At 43.7% G+C, this 17,857-nt stretch carries 13 protein-coding genes and 1 pseudogene; 10 read left to right on the plus strand and 4 right to left on the minus strand.

All coding sequences use genetic code 11. The features are described 5' to 3' along the window. The first annotated feature begins 26 nt into the window (after positions 1-26). The 5 genes from AABS66_RS12210 to cfa all read left to right on the plus strand — a co-directional run bounded on the left by AABS66_RS12210 (position 27) and on the right by cfa (position 6,059). Positions 27-1,070 (plus strand): ABC transporter substrate-binding protein, encoded by a 1,044-nt coding sequence (locus AABS66_RS12210; protein ID WP_272539073.1) that lies wholly within the window; start codon positions 27-29, stop codon positions 1,068-1,070. Then, positions 1,070-1,783 (plus strand): substrate-binding domain-containing protein, encoded by a 714-nt coding sequence (locus AABS66_RS12215; RefSeq protein ID WP_272539072.1) that lies wholly within the window; start codon positions 1,070-1,072, stop codon positions 1,781-1,783. Before AABS66_RS12210 ends, AABS66_RS12215 begins: the two co-directional genes overlap by 1 nt. Before the next feature lie 134 nt (positions 1,784-1,917). Further along, complete coding sequence (gene codB / locus AABS66_RS12220) at positions 1,918-3,165, plus strand: cytosine permease (RefSeq protein WP_206082804.1); 1,248 nt, start codon at positions 1,918-1,920, stop codon at positions 3,163-3,165. Further along, positions 3,158-4,450, plus strand: coding sequence for a cytosine deaminase (locus AABS66_RS12225; RefSeq protein WP_430224969.1), 1,293 nt, complete (start codon positions 3,158-3,160; stop codon positions 4,448-4,450). Before codB ends, AABS66_RS12225 begins: the two co-directional genes overlap by 8 nt. A 445-nt stretch (positions 4,451-4,895) precedes the next feature. Next, positions 4,896-6,059, plus strand: coding sequence for a cyclopropane fatty acyl phospholipid synthase (gene cfa / locus AABS66_RS12230; RefSeq protein WP_206082806.1), 1,164 nt, complete (start codon positions 4,896-4,898; stop codon positions 6,057-6,059). Between the two features lie 58 nt (positions 6,060-6,117). On the opposite strand, the gene torS is transcribed toward cfa, so the two are convergent. Beyond that, positions 6,118-8,880 carry a TMAO reductase system sensor histidine kinase/response regulator TorS gene (torS, locus tag AABS66_RS12235; protein ID WP_430224970.1) on the minus strand — a complete coding sequence of 921 codons (2,763 nt, stop codon included), beginning with the start codon at positions 8,878-8,880 and terminating at the stop codon, positions 6,118-6,120. A gap of 84 nt (positions 8,881-8,964) precedes the next feature. Here torS and torT point away from each other — a divergent pair, with 84 nt between their 5' ends. Beyond that, entirely contained in the window at positions 8,965-9,996 is a 1,032-nt protein-coding gene (gene torT / locus AABS66_RS12240; RefSeq protein WP_430225001.1) for a TMAO reductase system periplasmic protein TorT, read from the plus strand. Here torT and torR read toward each other — a convergent pair. Then, positions 9,969-10,670, minus strand: coding sequence for a two-component system response regulator TorR (gene torR, locus AABS66_RS12245; protein ID WP_272539068.1), 702 nt, complete (start codon positions 10,668-10,670; stop codon positions 9,969-9,971). The genes torT and torR overlap by 28 nt on opposite strands. A gap of 136 nt (positions 10,671-10,806) precedes the next feature. Between torR and torC the strand changes: the two genes are divergently transcribed. The 4 genes and pseudogenes from torC to AABS66_RS12265 form a co-directional block, all read left to right on the plus strand. Next, positions 10,807-11,976, plus strand: a complete 1,170-nt coding sequence (torC, locus tag AABS66_RS12250; RefSeq protein ID WP_206082809.1) for a pentaheme c-type cytochrome TorC — start codon at positions 10,807-10,809, stop codon at positions 11,974-11,976. Next, on the plus strand, positions 11,976-14,522 hold the full coding sequence (gene torA / locus AABS66_RS12255; protein ID WP_371007049.1) for a trimethylamine-N-oxide reductase TorA: 2,547 nt from the start codon (positions 11,976-11,978) through the stop codon (positions 14,520-14,522). Before torC ends, torA begins: the two co-directional genes overlap by 1 nt. Then, on the plus strand, positions 14,519-15,136 hold the full coding sequence (gene torD, locus AABS66_RS12260) for a molecular chaperone TorD (protein ID WP_349422148.1): 618 nt from the start codon (positions 14,519-14,521) through the stop codon (positions 15,134-15,136). The genes torA and torD overlap by 4 nt, the downstream gene beginning before the upstream one ends. A gap of 166 nt (positions 15,137-15,302) precedes the next feature. Then, positions 15,303-15,596: pseudogene (locus AABS66_RS12265) on the plus strand (GNAT family N-acetyltransferase); the annotation flags it as partial. A 24-nt stretch (positions 15,597-15,620) separates the two neighbouring features. Here AABS66_RS12265 and AABS66_RS12270 read toward each other — a convergent pair. Further along, on the minus strand, positions 15,621-16,247 hold the full coding sequence (locus AABS66_RS12270) for an SDR family oxidoreductase (protein WP_206083031.1): 627 nt from the start codon (positions 16,245-16,247) through the stop codon (positions 15,621-15,623). Between the two features lie 319 nt (positions 16,248-16,566). After that, positions 16,567-17,742, minus strand: coding sequence for an ROK family protein (locus AABS66_RS12275; RefSeq protein ID WP_430224971.1), 1,176 nt, complete (start codon positions 17,740-17,742; stop codon positions 16,567-16,569). Positions 17,743-17,857: the final 115 nt, after the last annotated feature.

The following is a 17,857-nucleotide window of genomic DNA, read 5'->3' on the forward strand; positions in this document are numbered from 1 at the left end:
ACATCGAAATACTAGGTTATATAACAATGAAAAAATATCTTATTGGCCTTTTGGCTTTATCTTGCTCATTCGCCAGCTTAGCTGAGCGAGAATTTACCGATCAATTAGGTCGAAAAGTTGTCATTGACGACCAGATTGAACGTGTCGCCGTTCTCCAACACCAAACATTAAATTTACTGGTTCAGTTGGATGCCACCGATAAAATCGTTGGCGTCATGGGGAATTGGCGTGAACAACTTGGGCAAAATTATGAAAGACTTGCTCCTGAATTGGTCAAAGTTCCCAATGTCGGTGACCTCAAAAGTGTTAACCTTGAAAGTTTAGTGCAATTAAAACCTCAAGTGGTATTTGTAACAAACTATGCCCCGCAAGAAATGATCGATAAAATATCCCAAGTGGGCATTCCTGTTGTGGCAATTTCATTGCAAAAAGAAAATAGTGGCAAAGCAAAAAACAATGTCAATCCTGAACTTATCAACGAAGAACAGGCATACAACGAAGGCTTAAAAGAAGGCATTGCGCTGATTGGGGATATCGTCAATAAACCCGACAACGCAAAAGCACTGATTAAAGAAACTTTTGATAGCCGCGACGTTGTAGCTCAACACTTAAAAAATATTCCTGAAAATCAACGTATTCGAGCCTACATGGCGAACCCTGAGCTCACCACTTATGGCTCTGGAAAATACACGGGTTTAATGATGCAACATGCAGGGGCGATGAACGTTGCCGCATCAACCATCAAAGGATACAAACAAGTTTCCTTAGAACAAGTGATTAGCTGGAACCCTGAAGTCATTTTCATTCAAGACCGATACCCAAGCGTAGTGGATGAAATCAACAATGACCCGCGCTGGCAAGTTATTGATGCTGTTAAAAATAAACGCGTCTTTTTAATGCCTGAATATGCGAAAGCATGGGGTTATCCAATGCCTGAAGCTATGGCGTTAGGTGAATTATGGATGGCGAGCAAGCTCTACCCCCAAAAATTTGCTGATGTTGATGTGGATGCAAAAGTGAATAATTGGTATCAAAAATTCTATCGTACTCAATATCAAGGCAACCATTAATGCATATTATGGCAGCGGGCAGTCTACGTGGCGCATTGACTGCCATTTTAACGCATTTTCCGCAAGCGGATGAGCATGCAATCACCTGTGAGTTTGGCCCCGCAGGTCTATTACGGCGAAAAATTGAGGCAGGTACATATTGTGATCTGTTTCTTTCTGCGGATAAAGCACATCCCCTAGTATTAATGCAACAAAATATCGCGTATGCCACTTTGCCCTTTATTACTAACCGCCTAGGAATCACCACAACGAAACTGCTTGCCCAAAAGTACCCAAACTGGCTGCAATTGCTTAGTGCACCAGATATTATTATTGGCACATCTACGCCCCACGATGACCCTTGTGGGGATTATGTTATCCAACTCTACGATAAAATTCGCCTGAATCATCCTCACCTTGCTAATGAGATTCAAGCTCGTACTCGCCACTTAGTCGGTGGGAAAAACTCTCCCGTGATCCCTTCTGGTCAATTAGCTTCCCAATGGTTAATAGAATCTCATCAGGCAGACTTATTTATTGGCTATCATCACTATCAACAAAAAATTGCAAAACTGCCAAACCTCACCACGCTCCCAATTCCAAATCACGATAATATCCAAGCGATTTACACCATGGCATTGATAACAAAAAAATCAGAAATTTTCGCAAATTACCTATTACAGATTGAATCACAACAACTTTTTACTGAATATGGATTTACCTCTCTGCAATAAATCACCTAAGAGCACACATTTCAAATCAATAAATTAAAAATATTGAACAATATACGAAAACGTTTGCTTTTTATTTTGATGGCTATAAAATGCGTCGGATTTTTTTGGCCTGAGAAAAATAACTGGAGACAATCGTGCCTGAAGATAAAAATTATAGCCATGGGCCCGTGCCCATATCCGCGCGAAAAGGCGGACTAGCATTAACCTTTGTGATGCTAGGTTTAACGTTCTTTTCAGCCAGTATGTGGACCGGAGGCGCTCTCGGTACCGGTCTTAATTTTCATGATTTCTTCCTCGCAGTTCTTATTGGTAATCTTCTTCTTGGTATCTACACCGCATTTCTTGGTTTTATCGGTTCAAAAACTGGCTTAACAACTCACCTCCTCGCGCGTTACTCCTTCGGTATTAAAGGCTCATGGCTCCCTTCATTCTTACTTGGCGGCACGCAAGTCGGCTGGTTTGGTGTGGGTGTTGCGATGTTTGCTATCCCTGTTGGTAAAGCCACAGGCTGGGACATTAACTGGTTGATTGGTATTTCAGGCATTTTAATGACCGTCACCGTATTTTTCGGTATTTCCGCATTAACCGTCCTTTCTATCGTCGCCGTTCCCGCGATTGCTATATTAGGGAGTTACTCTGTCTACCTCGCGATCACCGATATGGGGGGAATGAGCGCACTGCAAGCCGTTGTCCCTGCAAAACCGATTGATTTTAATTTGGCACTTGCCATGGTGGTCGGCTCATTCGTCAGCGCAGGCACCTTAACCGCAGATTTTGTTCGCTTTGGTCGCAAACCGAAAGTCGCCGTTTTAGTCGCACTCGTGGCTTTCTTCCTTGGTAACTCATTGATGTTTATCTTTGGTGCAGCTGGGGCCGCGTCACTCGGAATGGCTGATATCTCAGATGTCATGATTGCCCAAGGTTTGTTATTACCCGCAATTATCGTTTTGGGTTTAAACATTTGGACAACCAATGACAATGCCCTTTACGCTTCAGGTTTAGGCTTCGCCAACATTACTGGGTTATCCAGTAAAGCCTTATCCATTGTGAATGGGTTAGTTGGTACTTTGTGTGCATTATGGCTGTATAACAACTTTGTCGGCTGGCTAACCTTCTTATCTGCCGCCATTCCACCGATAGGTGGGATAATCATTGCTGACTACTTGATGTATCGCCATCGTTATGAAACATTCGATCGCAGTAAAATGCGTGATGTGAATGTCAGTGCGTTAATCGCTGTTGCAGCGGGTGTCATTGCGGGGCATTGGTTACCTGGAATTGTGCCTGTTAATGCCGTCCTTGGGGGCGCTTTGTGTTACGCTGTACTTAATCCTTTATTAAACCGCCGCCGTGCCACGGATTCGGAGCTAACTCGTGCATAATCAAACTATTAAACATATCCATAATGTCCGCTTACCTGAGCGTAATGGCTTATGGCGCATCGATATCGATAACCAAAAAATCACTGCAATTACCCCGCAAGTGGATGGCGAGATCTTGCCAGAAAGCTTAAATGGTGAAGGTGGGTTAGTTTCGGCTCCTTTTGTTGAGCCGCACATTCATTTAGATACAACCCAAACGGCGGGACAACCTAGCTGGAACCAGTCTGGTACCTTATTCGAAGGGATTGAACGTTGGGCAGAACGCAAAGCGATGCTCACACACGATGATGTGAAAAACCGCGCATGGCAGACCTTGAAATGGCAAATTGCGAATGGAATTCAACATGTTCGTACTCATGTTGATGTGTCTGATCCTACGTTAACGGCACTGAAAGCGATGCTTGAAGTGAAGCAAGAAGTGGCGCCATGGATCGATTTGCAAATTGTCGCCTTTCCACAAGAGGGCATTATGTCTTACCCAAATGGTGAAGAACTCCTTGAAGAAGCTCTACGCCTTGGTGCTGATGTCGTTGGTGCAATTCCTCACTTTGAATTTACCCGTGAATACGGTGTGGAATCACTCCATAAAACCTTTGCTTTAGCTGAAAAGTATGACCGTTTGATTGATGTTCACTGTGATGAAATTGATGACGAGCAATCGCGCTTTGTGGAAACTGTTGCCGCGTTAGCACACGCGAAAGGCATGGGCTCCCGTGTGACTGCGAGCCACACTACAGCGATGCACTCCTATAACGGTGCTTATACATCCCGTTTGTTCCGCTTGTTAAAAATGTCGAAAATCAACTTTGTTGCCAATCCGTTAGTGAACATTCACTTACAAGGCCGATTTGATACCTACCCAAAACGCCGTGGGATCACGCGAGTAAAAGAGATGCTGGCTGCGGATATTAATGTGTGCTTTGGGCATGATGACGTTTTTGACCCGTGGTATCCACTTGGCACAGCCAATATGTTGCAAGTCCTGCATATGGGGTTACATGTTTGCCAATTAATGGGTTATCAGCAAATCAATAATGGATTGAAACTGATTAGTGAATACAGCGCACGTACCTTGAACTTACAAGACTACGGTGTCAGTGAAGGTAAACGCGCAAGTCTGTTAATTTTGCCTGCTGAAAATGGTTTCGATGCGGTGCGCCGTCAAGTGCCAGTGAGTTACTCTATTCGTGATGGACAAATCATTGCCAATACCCAACCTGCGGTAACCCAAATTCACCTCGAAGAAACTGAAACCGTTCGTTACGGATATTCCCCACTCGTTTAATCATTGTTGATTAAACTGATTAATAGCGCTCAATAATTTATTGAGCGCTATTTTACCCACTAAGATTATCTGCAAACAAGAATAGCCATCTACACATCTGTAACTATCTAAACTTACTTATAAAAATAGTGTTCATCATTTTGTCACTCACTTAAGTCATACTAAAATATAATGGTATAAGGGCAATATCCCCTTAATTCACCTTGTTTTTTGGTGATAAGTGCCTTTTATGTTATTTAGTTGTAATTTTGATTGAAATTCACACTGAAGGTTTTATATTTTTTAGAGAGTTATCTGAAACTGGATTTGAGCTTTATTTATAGCAACAATAACGCTAATACACTGTCTGCCATACAGTGGTGGTCAATATTCCTGTTTTGCTGTACCGCGAATACGTCACAAATAAAGCTCTCTGAATCCCACTTTGCTAAAAATTGGAGATCAGATGAGTACTGAACATGCTGTTAATCAAAAAACCTCTGTCGACTCTTGGAAGCGCATTGTTAGTGAGTTATTAAGCGAAGCTGGCATTGAAATTAATGGCTCCCAACCTTTCGATATTCGTGTCCATAATGACCAATTTTATAAACATGTCTTACAACAAGGTTCCATTGCACTTGGTGAAAGTTATATGGCGGGTTGGTGGGATTGCGAACGTTTAGATATTTTTTTCCACCATGTACTCCGCCATGGTCTCGATAAAAAACTACCACATAATTTCAGCGATATACTGAAAATTGCGATTGCACGCATCCGTAATTTACAAACACCAAAACGCGCACGCATTGTAGGTGAAGAGCATTACGACCTTGGGAACGACCTATTCTCACGGATGCTTGACCCTTATATGCAATATTCCTGTGGTTATTGGAAAGGTTTAGATAATACCCCCGAGAACTTGCCGATAGCACAAGAACAAAAATTAAAACTGATTTGCGAAAAACTGCAATTAAAACCAGGAATGCGTTTACTTGATATCGGTTGTGGCTGGGGAGGCCTTGCAGCTTTTGCTGCAAAACATTTTTCAGTGTCGGTAACGGGTGTAACGATTTCGGCTGAGCAACAGAAATATGCACAAGCGCGATGTGCTGAACTTGATGTGCAAATTATGTTAGAAGATTACCGTAATCTTAATGCCCAATTTGACCGCATTGTTTCCGTTGGCATGTTTGAACATGTCGGCCCCAAAAATTATGCAACGTATTTTGATGTGGTAAAACGAAATTTAAAACCAGATGGGCTATTTTTATTGCACACGATTGGTTCCAATCGAAATAAGGTAAATGTTGACGCATGGATCAATAAATATATATTTCCAAATGGTTGTCTGCCTTCACTGCAAAATATTGGCGAAAGTAGCGAAAACAAATTAGTGATGGAAGATTGGCATAACTTTGGTGCTGACTATGATAAAACGCTTATGGCGTGGTATTCACGTTTCCAATCAGCTTGGCCTGAGCTAGAGCATAATTATACACCGCGCTTTAAACGGATGTTTTCTTATTACTTGAATGCCTGTGCTGGCGCTTTTCGAGCCCGTGATATCCAGTTATGGCAAATTTTATGGAGCCCGCAAGGGGTCGAAGGTGGCTTAAGAGTTGCAAGGTAAACAATGATGCCGTAAAAAGGCGATTAAATCGCCTTTTTCACAACATTTGAAACTTGAATCAATTCGATTGGTTTTCCAACCATTTCTCAATCACTTGTAACCCATCTTCTATTTCTTTTCTTAATTCAGTGGATTGTAAAGGTTCTTTTTCTAAAAGAACACACGTCGCCATCGCCATTTGTAGGCCTAAACTGGCGCAGCTGCTTTTTAATTGATGAGCCAACTTTTTTATACGTTCAGTATCATTATGTTGATAAGCAGCCTCAATATCAGCCAATAAGGGGAAAGAATGCTGTTTAAAAATAGCTACCCAGTCCTTGATTTTTGGGTAACCCATTAATTGTGCATCATTTTCCAATTGCACTAAATTAACTGACTGTATATTCTCAGGAATAATAGATGGAATTGAAATGCATTCCCCACCCGAAATATATTTAGTAATTAATTGATTTAGTGTATCCCTCGGAACAGGCTTTTGAATGATCCCACGGAAAATTTTATGAGTACGTTGTCGCAACGTTTCATCAATCACATGGGCACTAAAACCAATCAGGAGAAGCAACGGATATTGCTCTGATAACTGCTTCGCTAATGTAATCCCATCAATATCTGGCAAGCCAAAATCGACTAGTGCAGCAGTAAAGGAAGGTTGTTGCGAGAGTATTGCCAGCGCTTCTGCCGCTGACCCCGCGACTGTCACTTTCGCCCCACTTGAAATTAGCATTTCACTACTAATTTTTTGTGTCAACGGGTTATCTTCAATCAGCAATAAACTCACACCATGCATGTTAACAGGTAAATCAGAAGAATTATCAATGGGCTTTAACGCAGGGCAAAGGGGTAATGTTAAACGAAAACAGCTTCCAACACCCAACTCACTATTCACAGTAAGCTCTCCCCCCATGGCCTCAGCCAAGCTTGCACTGATGGTCAACCCAAGACCTGTTCCGCCTCGTTGGCTATCCACTTGCACAAACGGTTTGAAAATATCAGCTAGGCGCGAGCCTTCAATGCCACACCCAGTATCTTCTACCTCAATAAACCAGTATTTACCAAAACGACAACTGCGTAAGGTAATTTGCCCTGCCTGTGTAAAGCGCAGTGCATTGCTCAACAAATTAGTAATAATCTGTCTAATACGTAATGGGTCGCCCTGTAGTGCCACAGGCAAGTCATCCGCAATATCTGCCACCATTGTGATAGCGCGGTTTTTATTGCTCGCATTCATTAAATATAATGTGCTTTCTAGTAGCGGTTTTGGTAGAAAAGGTTCATCGCTGATAGAAACATTCTGCCCGCCTGCTTCAATGGCGGAGTAATCTAAAATATCATTTAAAATAGCCAGTAAAGACTCACCTGAATCTGTGATGGCGTGCAAATCTTCACGATATTGCTTAAGCGGTGGCTTTTCTAATAACAACTGCGCTGTGCCTAAAATACCATATAGCGGTGTGCGAATTTCATGACTCATGGCAGCCAAAAAGGCAGATTTTGCGTGGTTGGCCTTTTCCGCTTCGGCGCGTGCTTTTCGGTGCTCTACCACCAATACCCGTAATTCCGCAGTCCGTGCTTTGACCTGATCGGCGAGCTGTTCACGCTGACTATTCAGCGCATGAACACTTGAGCGAAACGCATCCATCAAACGACCGATGGTGTCTAATTCTTTCACCCCCGCTGTTTCAGGAAATGCGGAATCAATATCCCCCTCAAGTAACCGCTGGAGAGCTTGTGTTTGCTGCGCGAGTGGTTTAGTCACTAGCCGATAAACCACACGCCATAAAATCAAAATAAATGAAAAAAGTGACACAACACTGAGTAACAACAACCAGTTTTGCCCCCGTTCACTGGCTTGCTTGAGTTCGACAAGTGCTGTTTGATTACGTTGTTCAATCGTATCAACCAGTTGGGTAACTTCACTGCTAAAGCGTGCAAATTGGTCAATATTATTTTGCGATAAAATCTGTAAACGCGTGGTGATATCGTTTTCTTGGCGATATAGCGAAATCAACTCCACATAACGGCTAACGATGTCTAATGCATTTCCTACTTGGTGACGAACTGCAGGATCTTCAATGTATTTTTGCCGACGTTGGAGGATTTTCACTGCTTGGTTGAGTTGGTTATCTAACTCCACTGTATTTGGGGTTAATGGCAATGTACTTAAATTTAACACCATCTGTTGAACACGCATCGCACTGAGCCGTAATTCATTCATTTGACTGACATATTCAAGGTCAATATCAATTAAGCGATCAAGTGCCGCCTGCGCTGATGAAGTTCGTTTTTCTTCAATTAAATCATATAAACTAACTTGCGTTGCTCCTGCAGAGGTTGTGGCATTATTTGCCTGCCCATGAGCTAACTGCGCAATTTCCCCTGCCGCTGAAATAATTCGTTGGCGTAGTTGTCGCTGTGTATTACGCAACGTCAGCCGTTGGCCAACAAGCTCCCCCTGTTGGCTTAACGACTTGGCGATCTCTTTTTCTTGCTGTTCAATTGCTGATGTATCAAACCCTTGTTCACGAAGGGTTTTCAATAAGTTCGTAATTTTTAAGCTTTGTGCTGTTAGCATTCGGCCTTGGGCAAGCCAGCTGTTTTCATTATCTGCATTAGTCAAATTTTGTGCTGAAAAAAGCTCCCATGCGCTGGCTTCACTTAATTGGCGCGCCATATTCATGGTTGGAATTAGGGCTTGGGTGTTATCTTGCTCAACCTGACTAACAAAACGGAGGTTATACCAGCCCACTAGGGTACTGATGAACGTCAATGCGGCCATTAAGGCAAAGCCCATCCACAATCGTCGAGTTAGTGATAAATTCACAGTTTACGTACCTAGCGGTTAATAAAGGTTGAGTTCATATTACAAAAGCATTTAGGATAAAGGTTTATGACCAGTGAGGCTATCATGCGCGCATTTATTTTACTGTTCGTCACGTTTTACGCGGCACTCGGTTATGCTGCGGATAAAAACGAGTCGCTATTGCGTTGGCAAGATAATTTGTCTTTCAGTCATCAAAAACACCAAACGCCCCAAACCGACAAAGTTTGGAAGTTATGTGCCCTTTACCCAAGTTTAAAAGATTCTTATTGGTTATCCATCAATTATGGTATGCAAAAAGCAGCCCAGACTTACGGTGTCGATTTAAAAGTTTTGGAAGCGGGCGGTTATAATCAGCTAGCGACTCAGCAAAAACAAATTTCCCAATGCCAACAATGGGGAGCCGACGCGTTGTTGCTAGGCAGTAGCACCACATCATTTCCTAACTTAAGCCAACAAGTAGGTCATTTACCTGTTATTGAAGTGATAAATGCCACTCACAATAACATCATTAAAACTCGCGTGGGTGTACCTTGGTTCCAAATGGGCTATCAACCTGGTCGTTACCTTGTTCAATGGAGCAAAGGCAACCCATTAAAAGTATTACTGATGCCAGGCCCTCGTGATGCAGGTGGCAGTCAAGAAATGGAAGACGGTTTCCAACAAGCTATAGCTAAAAGCAATGTAACTATTCTTGATATTGCCCATGGTGATAACGACCTTGAAATTCAACGTAATTTGTTACATGAAATGCTAGAGCGTCACCCTGATGCCGATGTGGTGGTCGGTACGGCCATTGCCGCAGAGGCTGCGATGGGTGAAAAACGAAACCTTGCAAAACCACTCAATATTGTTTCTTTTTACTTGTCCCACCAAGTCTATCGTGGCTTAAAACGCGGCCGAATTATCATGGCAGCCAGCGACCAAATGGTTTGGCAAGGGGAACTCGTCATTGAACAAGCAATTAATGTGCTCAAAGGCCATGCCGTACCAGATAATATTAGCCCGCCCATTTTAGTATTAACCCAGAAAAATGCCGATAGTGAGCACTTACGTTGTTCACTTTCTCCTGGGGGATTTCGCCCTGTTTATCAATATACATCAGCCGCTAAAAAATAACCTTCACCATGCTGAGTAACCAATAAATCCGCCTTTAATTTATGACGCAAACGGCGGATCAGCACATCGACAGTACGCAAATCTGGGTTATCAACGCGGCGTGCTGATAACATACGTAATAACCGCTCACGACTTAGAATTTCCCTTGGATTCGTCACAAAAGCCACTAACATTTCATATTCAGCACGCGTTAATTTTATGGTTTCTTGGTTAAACTCTAACGTGTGCATAGACACATTGAGGCAATAACCTGCAAATTGGTAGCAATTTTCTTGGGAAATAGGTTGCGAGTGCGCTTGGTTCGCTAAGTCAATGCGCCATAAAAGATTTTTCACACGCACGACTAACTCCCGCAATTCCAGCGGCTTCGTCACATAGTCATCCGCTCCCATCTCTAAACCAACAATACGGTCAATTTGGTCGCAGCGCCCTGTCACTAAAATAATTCCTACCGTAAATCGCTCTCGCAGTGCCCTTGTGAGCATCAATCCGTTCTCATCAGGTAAATTAATATCTAATAAAATCAGGTCGACAGGCTGAAGCTCCATAATTTCACGCAGACCCGCACCACTCCCCGTGACCGAAACACGATACCCTTCTTGCTCAAAATAGGCTTGCAACCGTGCCTGAGTCACGGGTTCGTCTTCAACAACCACAATATGATGTGATGCCATCAATTTCTTCTCTTCTGTTCATATCTGTTCATATTTATTCACATCTTGCCGCATGCTGTTCATCCTGACCAGTACCGCTATTCATATTTGCTGAATAAGATCCTCTGTATTAAACCATATTATTTTAGGGGATATTATGCGGAAACTCTGGAGAGCGTTATTAAGGCCAAGTGCGCGCTGGTCAATGCTCACACTACTTATCGTCGGTATTGTTGTCGGCGTTGCACTCATCGTTGTTCCTCATGTGGGAATGAAAGTCACCAGTACAACGGAATTCTGCGTTAGCTGTCACAGCATGGAAACCGTTTATGAAGAATATAAACAATCTGTTCATTTCCAAAATGCTTCTGGTGTTCGTGCAGAGTGCCACGATTGTCATATACCAAATGACCTCCCTGGCATGATTAAACGTAAACTCGAAGCGAGCAATGATATTTATCAAACATTTATCGCACATTCGATCGATACCCCAGAAAAATTTGAAGCGAAACGTGCAGAACTTGCAGAACGCGAGTGGGCTCGCATGAAAGAAAATAATTCCGCGACATGCCGCTCCTGCCATGATTACGATTCAATGGATCACGCTAAGCAAAACCCAGAAGCGGCACGCCAAATGCAAATTGCAGCGAAAGATAACCAATCTTGCATCGATTGTCACAAAGGGATTGCCCACCAATTACCCGATATGAGCAGCGGTTTTCGTAAACAGTTCGATGAATTACGTTCCAAAGCAAATGACGATGGCAATACATTATATTCCCTTGATATCAAACCGCTTTATGCTCAAAAAGGCGATAAAGACCCAGCAGGCTCACTGTTACCAGCATCTGAAGTGAAAGTGTTAAAACGCGATGGTGATTGGCTACAAGTCGAAATTACGGGTTGGACAGAAACCGATGGCCGCCGCCGTGTACTTTCTGAGTTACCAGGCAAACGTATTTTCGTTGCGTCCATTCGTGGTGATGTTCAAGAAAATGTAAAAACCCTCGAAAGCACGACCGTTGAAGCCACTGATACCTCGTGGAGCAAATTGCAAGCCACTGCGTGGATGCAGCAAGGGGATATGGTCAACGATATCAAACCAATTTGGGCTTATGCAGACTCCCTGTACAACGGCTCATGCAACCAGTGCCACGGTGCACCTGACATCGCCCACTTCGACGCCAACGGCTGGATAGGCACCCTAAATGGCATGATTGGCTTTACCAGTTTAGATAAGCGCGAAGAACGTACCTTATTGAAATACCTGCAAATGAATGCATCTGATACAGGTGGTGCTGCACATGGTGACAACGGAGAAAAATAATGAAAAATAATCCGACATTTCAAGCTTCTCGTCGACGCTTTCTTGCCCAACTAGGCGGGCTAACGGTGGCAGGGATGCTAGGTCCTTCATTACTAACCCCACGAAAAGCCAGTGCAGCAACGGCAGCAGAACAAACCGCTGTTGTACAAGAAGGCATTTTAACGGGATCGCACTGGGGTGCGATTCGCGCCACCGTTGTTGATGGTCGATTTATCGAAGCGAAAGCATTTGAGCGCGACAAATTTCCATCCAAAATGATCGCTGGTTTACCTGACCACGTACATGGCACTGCACGCATTCGCTACCCAATGGTGCGGGTTGATTGGCTACGCAAGCGCCATTTAAGTGATACCACCCAACGGGGCGATAACCGATTTGTGCGTGTTTCGTGGGATGAAGCCCTAGATTTATTCTATCAAGAGCTTGAACGCATTCAGACAACTTATGGCCCAAGCGGGTTATTAACCGCAAGTGGCTGGCAATCAACGGGGATGTTCCATAATGCTTCTGGGATGCTTGCCCGCGCTATCGCCCTGCACGGTAACAGCGTCAGCACGGGTGGCGACTACTCCACGGGAGCTGCGCAGGTTATTTTACCTCGCGTAGTGGGTTCGATGGAGGTCTATGAGCAACAAACTTCTTGGCCACTGGTATTAGAAAATAGTAAAACCATCGTGTTATGGGGCTCTGATCTCATTAAAAACCAACAAGCTAACTGGTGGTGCCCAGACCACGACGTATATGCTTATTACGAGCAGCTAAAAGAAAAAGCAGCAAGTGGTGAGATAAAAGTAATTAGTGTCGACCCAATCATTACCTCTACTCATGATTATCTTGGACGCGACAATGTTCAACACATCGCCATCAATCCACAAGCCGATGTACCTTTACAACTCGCTTTAGCCCACACGCTATACACGGAAAATTTACACGATAAAAACTTCCTTAAAGATTACTGTGTTGGTTTTGAGCAATTCTTACCCTATTTACTGGGGGAAAAAGATGGGCAAGCCAAAGATGCAGAATGGGCAGCTAAAATTTGTGGTATTGATACTGAAACAATCCGCACACTTGCACGTCAAATGGCGGCAAACCGCACGCAAATTATTGCGGGTTGGTGTGTGCAGCGCATGCAGCATGGCGAACAATGGTCGTGGATGATTGTTGTGCTCGCCGCGATGTTAGGCCAAATTGGTTTACCTGGGGGTGGGTTTGGTTTCGGCTGGCACTATAACGGTGCAGGCACACCAAGCCGCCAAGGAATTATTTTAAGTGGCTTTTCTGGCTCAACCAAAGTCCCTCCAATCCACGACAGCAACGATTACAAGGGCTATAGCAGTACCATTCCAATCGCGCGTTTTATTGATGCGATTCTAGAGCCGGGTAAAACCATTAATTGGAACGGTAAATCCGTCAAACTACCGCCATTAAAAATGTGCGTGTTTGCGGGTACTAACCCGTTCCATCGCCACCAGCAAATTAACCGTATTATTGAGGGGTGGCGTAAGCTTGAAACGGTGGTTTCGATTGATAACCAATGGACATCTACCTGCCGTTTTGCCGATATTGTCTTGCCTGCCACAACGCAATTTGAGCGTAATGACCTCGACCAATACGGTAACCACTCTAATCGCGGCATTATTGCGATGAAACAGTTAGTTGAGCCGCAATTTGAATCGCGTAACGATTTTGATATTTTCCGTGACTTATGCCGCCGTTTTGGGCGTGAAGACGCATTCACCGAAGGCTTAGACCAAATGGGCTGGCTGAAACGTATTTGGCAAGAAGGCAGCCAGCAAGGAAAAGGCCGCGGGATCCATTTACCTGCTTTTGATGCGTTCTGGGAAAAAGACGGTTATGTGGAATTTGAACATCCACAAATGTTTGTTCGCCATCAAGCCTTTAGGGAAGATCCAGATTTAGAACCATTGGGCACACCAAGCGGCTTGATTGAGATTTACTCGAAAACCATCGCAGACATGCAGTACGATGACTGCCAAGGCCACCCAATGTGGTTTGAAAAAGTTGAGCGCTCCCATGGTGGCCCAGGCTCTAAACAATGGCCTTTGCATTTACAGTCTGCTCACCCTGATTTTCGCTTACACTCGCAATTATGTGAGTCCCCAGCACTACGCCAATATTATTCTGTCAGTGGCAAAGAGCCCGTATTTATCAGCCCTCAAGATGCCAAAGCTCGTGGAATTCATAACGGTGATGTGGTTCGGGTCTTTAATGACCGCGGGCAAGTTCTGGCTGGTGCTGTGGTTTCTGACTTGTATGCGCAAGGTGTTGCCCGTATTCACGAAGGTGCCTGGTATGATCCTACCAAAGGCGGTGAAATCAATGCACTTTGTAAATATGGCAACCCTAACGTATTAACGTTAGATATTGGTACATCACAACTCGCCCAGGCTACCAGCGCACATACCACCTTAGTGGAGATCGAGAAATTCACAGGGCAATTAGATAGCGTTAGTGCATTTGATGGGCCAATTGAAATGGTAGCACAATGTGAATATGTGCCTGCATCACAGGTGAACAAATGACCAAGAACAGCGTGTTAACCGGGGAACAGATAGCCTGTATTTATGCATGGCTAGCACAACTATTCTCACGTGAATTAGATAGCGCCCAATTGGCACAGCTTCAGTCCACCGATAGGGTGGACTGGTTTACCATTATCGAGCAAGAACCGAGATTAATTGCACCAACGCATGAATTACAGATAAAAATCGATGCCCTTACGCATCGACCTGACGCCCAATTAGAACTAGCTGCGGATTTTTGTAGCCTATTTTTAATGTCAGATAAACAATCTGCCTTACCTTATGCCTCGGTTTACCCAAGTAATGCGCCAAATAACGTACAAATTGCGAGTTTGTTATTCGAAGCAGGAATGGAAACCAGTGATGTATTTAATGAACCGTTAGACCATCTTTCCATCTTTTTGGAATTACTCAGTCACCTGCATTTTTCACTCAGTGAACCCCATATCGATCACGAAAAAATCAGGCAATTACGCCAACAAACCTTATCGTGCTTATTACAGTGGTTACCTACATTTAGCCACAATTGCCAACGTTATGATGAATTCGGTTTTTATGGTGCCTTGAGTCAATTATTACTCACATTAGTTCAGTTAGACGAACAAAATCAATAATGTTGTGACTCATAACTATTGGGTTGCGTGTGTTTACACGCGACCCAATTTAAAACAACCTAAATCCGAGCTTGAATTAAACTTGATTCGATTAAGTTTTCAAAGCGTGTTTGCTGACCCGTTGGTAAAACATGGCATAGCGTTTCTTTCCGCTTTTGTTGATCAAATAGTGATTCAATCAGCCAACCGACAAGGTATTGGGCGTGAATTGATGTCTATGACAAATACGATCATCAACAATTGCTACCAACTTGGCTTGCTGTCGGCCTCTGACGAAGGGTTCCATCTGTATCAATCCCTTGGTTGGAAAGTGTGGAAAGGCACCTTGTTTGAATTACGCCAAGGCGCCTACGTCCGCTCTGAAGGCTAAGAAGGCGGCGTGATGGGCTGGTCTAGAGATAATTCTGTTGAGTTTACTGAATCCCTGTACTGCGACTTTCGCGGTGGCGATCAATGGTAACAGGCTGATAACGATAATCTAGCCTTATTTACTGATAGTCAGGTTTGGCTGAATAAGGCTATAGATTTGATTTTTCAATTCTGTTTGACTCGCAAGTTGGTAAACCTGCGCAGCAACATCTGCCCGCATCACTAACCCATGCGCTTCAACAGTTTGCTGCAAAATGGACTTTCCTGTCGCATCCCCATGAAGTAACCCGCCTGGTCGCACAATCGCAAAATCAAGGGAACTGGTTTGTAACCATGATTCAGCCAGTGATTTTTCCCTTACGGCGTGTCCGAAAGCAGCTCTTGCCCGTAAAGAAAGATATTGCCATGAATCCCCGCATCCCAAAGATGTCACCAATACCATACGGGAGATCCCTTCTTGTTCCGCACAGTCAATCACTGTACGGTTCGCTAAATAATCTTGTGAGCCTCCCATGGTGGAAATCACCGTTGCATTGGTACCCGCCGCTTGGCATGCTGCGGTCACGATGGCCTTATCGCAAGCATCCCCCACAAATACGTTAACCCCCTGTAATGACAACTTTTCTGCGGCTTCAGTATTGCGTACCACTGCCACCACTTGCTGCTGATTTGTAATCGCCAGTTGGGCTATCATGTTCCCAACCCCTTTCCCACCTGCCCCAAAAAGTAGCCACTGCGCCATACATTCACCTTTGTTATTCACTGAAATTACCCACCACGCTACCAAACTAATTGAGATATAAATACCATTGATTTTGAAAATACCATCAACCAAGCTCACGTTTATTCCCTTTTTCTATCCAATAATATCCTCAAAATACGCTCGGGGCTTAAGTTCGCGATGATAATGGCAATGCTGTTATCAATGATGGTGGGGGAACGATGATGAAGTTTGTGATGAAACTGGCGCAGGGAAGCACAGTCAGTTAGGGCTTTTAATACTTAAGCGCTTTTAGCCCTTGATGATCACAGGGCTGAGAGTTGATGACTTATCGTTGAGTTTATTGAGCAAGTAATTCCAATAATGTTTGTTCCAAAACAGGCAAAGCAGCGCCATAAATGCGAGAGTTGCGGTTAATTTGGCTCATTGAAAGCTCTGGAAGAGTTTGTCCAAAAAATGCATTTTGCTGCTGAAAGTTTTCACAAAAAGTCGCCCAAACTTGTGGATTTTTCACAAATGGGCCTGAAACAATGAGGCGTGAAGGAAAAAACACCCGACATATATTTGATGCTGCATCCACCATATGAATAATTGCTTGCTGCATGACGGGGTTACTGGCTAAATCACAGCTTGCTAATATTTCAGCGATATTTTCCTCGTCATCATGTGCCTTGAATTTATTTCCAAGCACATCAGGCCCGATGGACCATAACGCGGCCACCGTTTCTAAACATCCCACTTGCCCACATTGGCAAGGTTTTATTTGCTGGGGAATATGCCAATGGCCTATCTCGCCAAACCCGTGCCCACCTACGTTAATCTGGTTATCTGCTGTACTAAATGCAACACCAACGCCATATCCCCAATGAAGTAATAAAGTACTTCTATTGCGTTCAAGAACATGAAGCATCAGTTCATCATCCAGCGTACGCGACAAAACGACACGATAATTCTCTGGAAACAATTTTTTGATATTCAGGTTATTCATTCGAGGCCATCGGGAAGCATGTATCCAATGGTAAGTTTGGCTATCGAAAATTCCCCCTAGAGAAAACACGCACCCAGCCACTTCGGCTGATTTCGGGATCTTTACCATAATTTTTTCATGGAGCTGGCTAAACTTATCGGCCAATGCCTGATTATCGCAATCTGGGGATGCCTCGAGTTGCTCATGAGCAATAACATTTGACACTAAATTGATAGCAAAAACGTGCAACGACAAGCTAATCACTTGAAAAACCAATGTAATTAACCGGTTAGGGTTAACAACTAAAACCATTGATGGCCTTCCCCGACCTGAATTTTGGCTAATGGTCTCAGTTAATAAGCGGCTATCAAGAAGTTGTGCAACATATTCAGACACTGTTGTCGAGCGAATATTCAACAACTTCACGGCTTCGCGGCGAGTTGTGATTTGCCCATTTAAAATAGCAAAAAATATACGCTCTTTATCGTGGGTTATGGGTTGCGTTATCGGTAGGTGAGAAAGAAAACCTGTCGTTTGTTTAAGTATCATAATAGTGAGATATAAAGCTGTTTAATCAATAGCTTACCCTAAAAACAATTGTCTTAAACGACTGGGAAAATACGCTATTTATCGGCAGCCTAGCCCTTATATGTGCGGAAAAATG

This window comes from Providencia sp. SP181, from assembly GCF_050446505.1.
GTDB lineage: Bacteria > Pseudomonadota > Gammaproteobacteria > Enterobacterales > Enterobacteriaceae > Providencia > Providencia vermicola.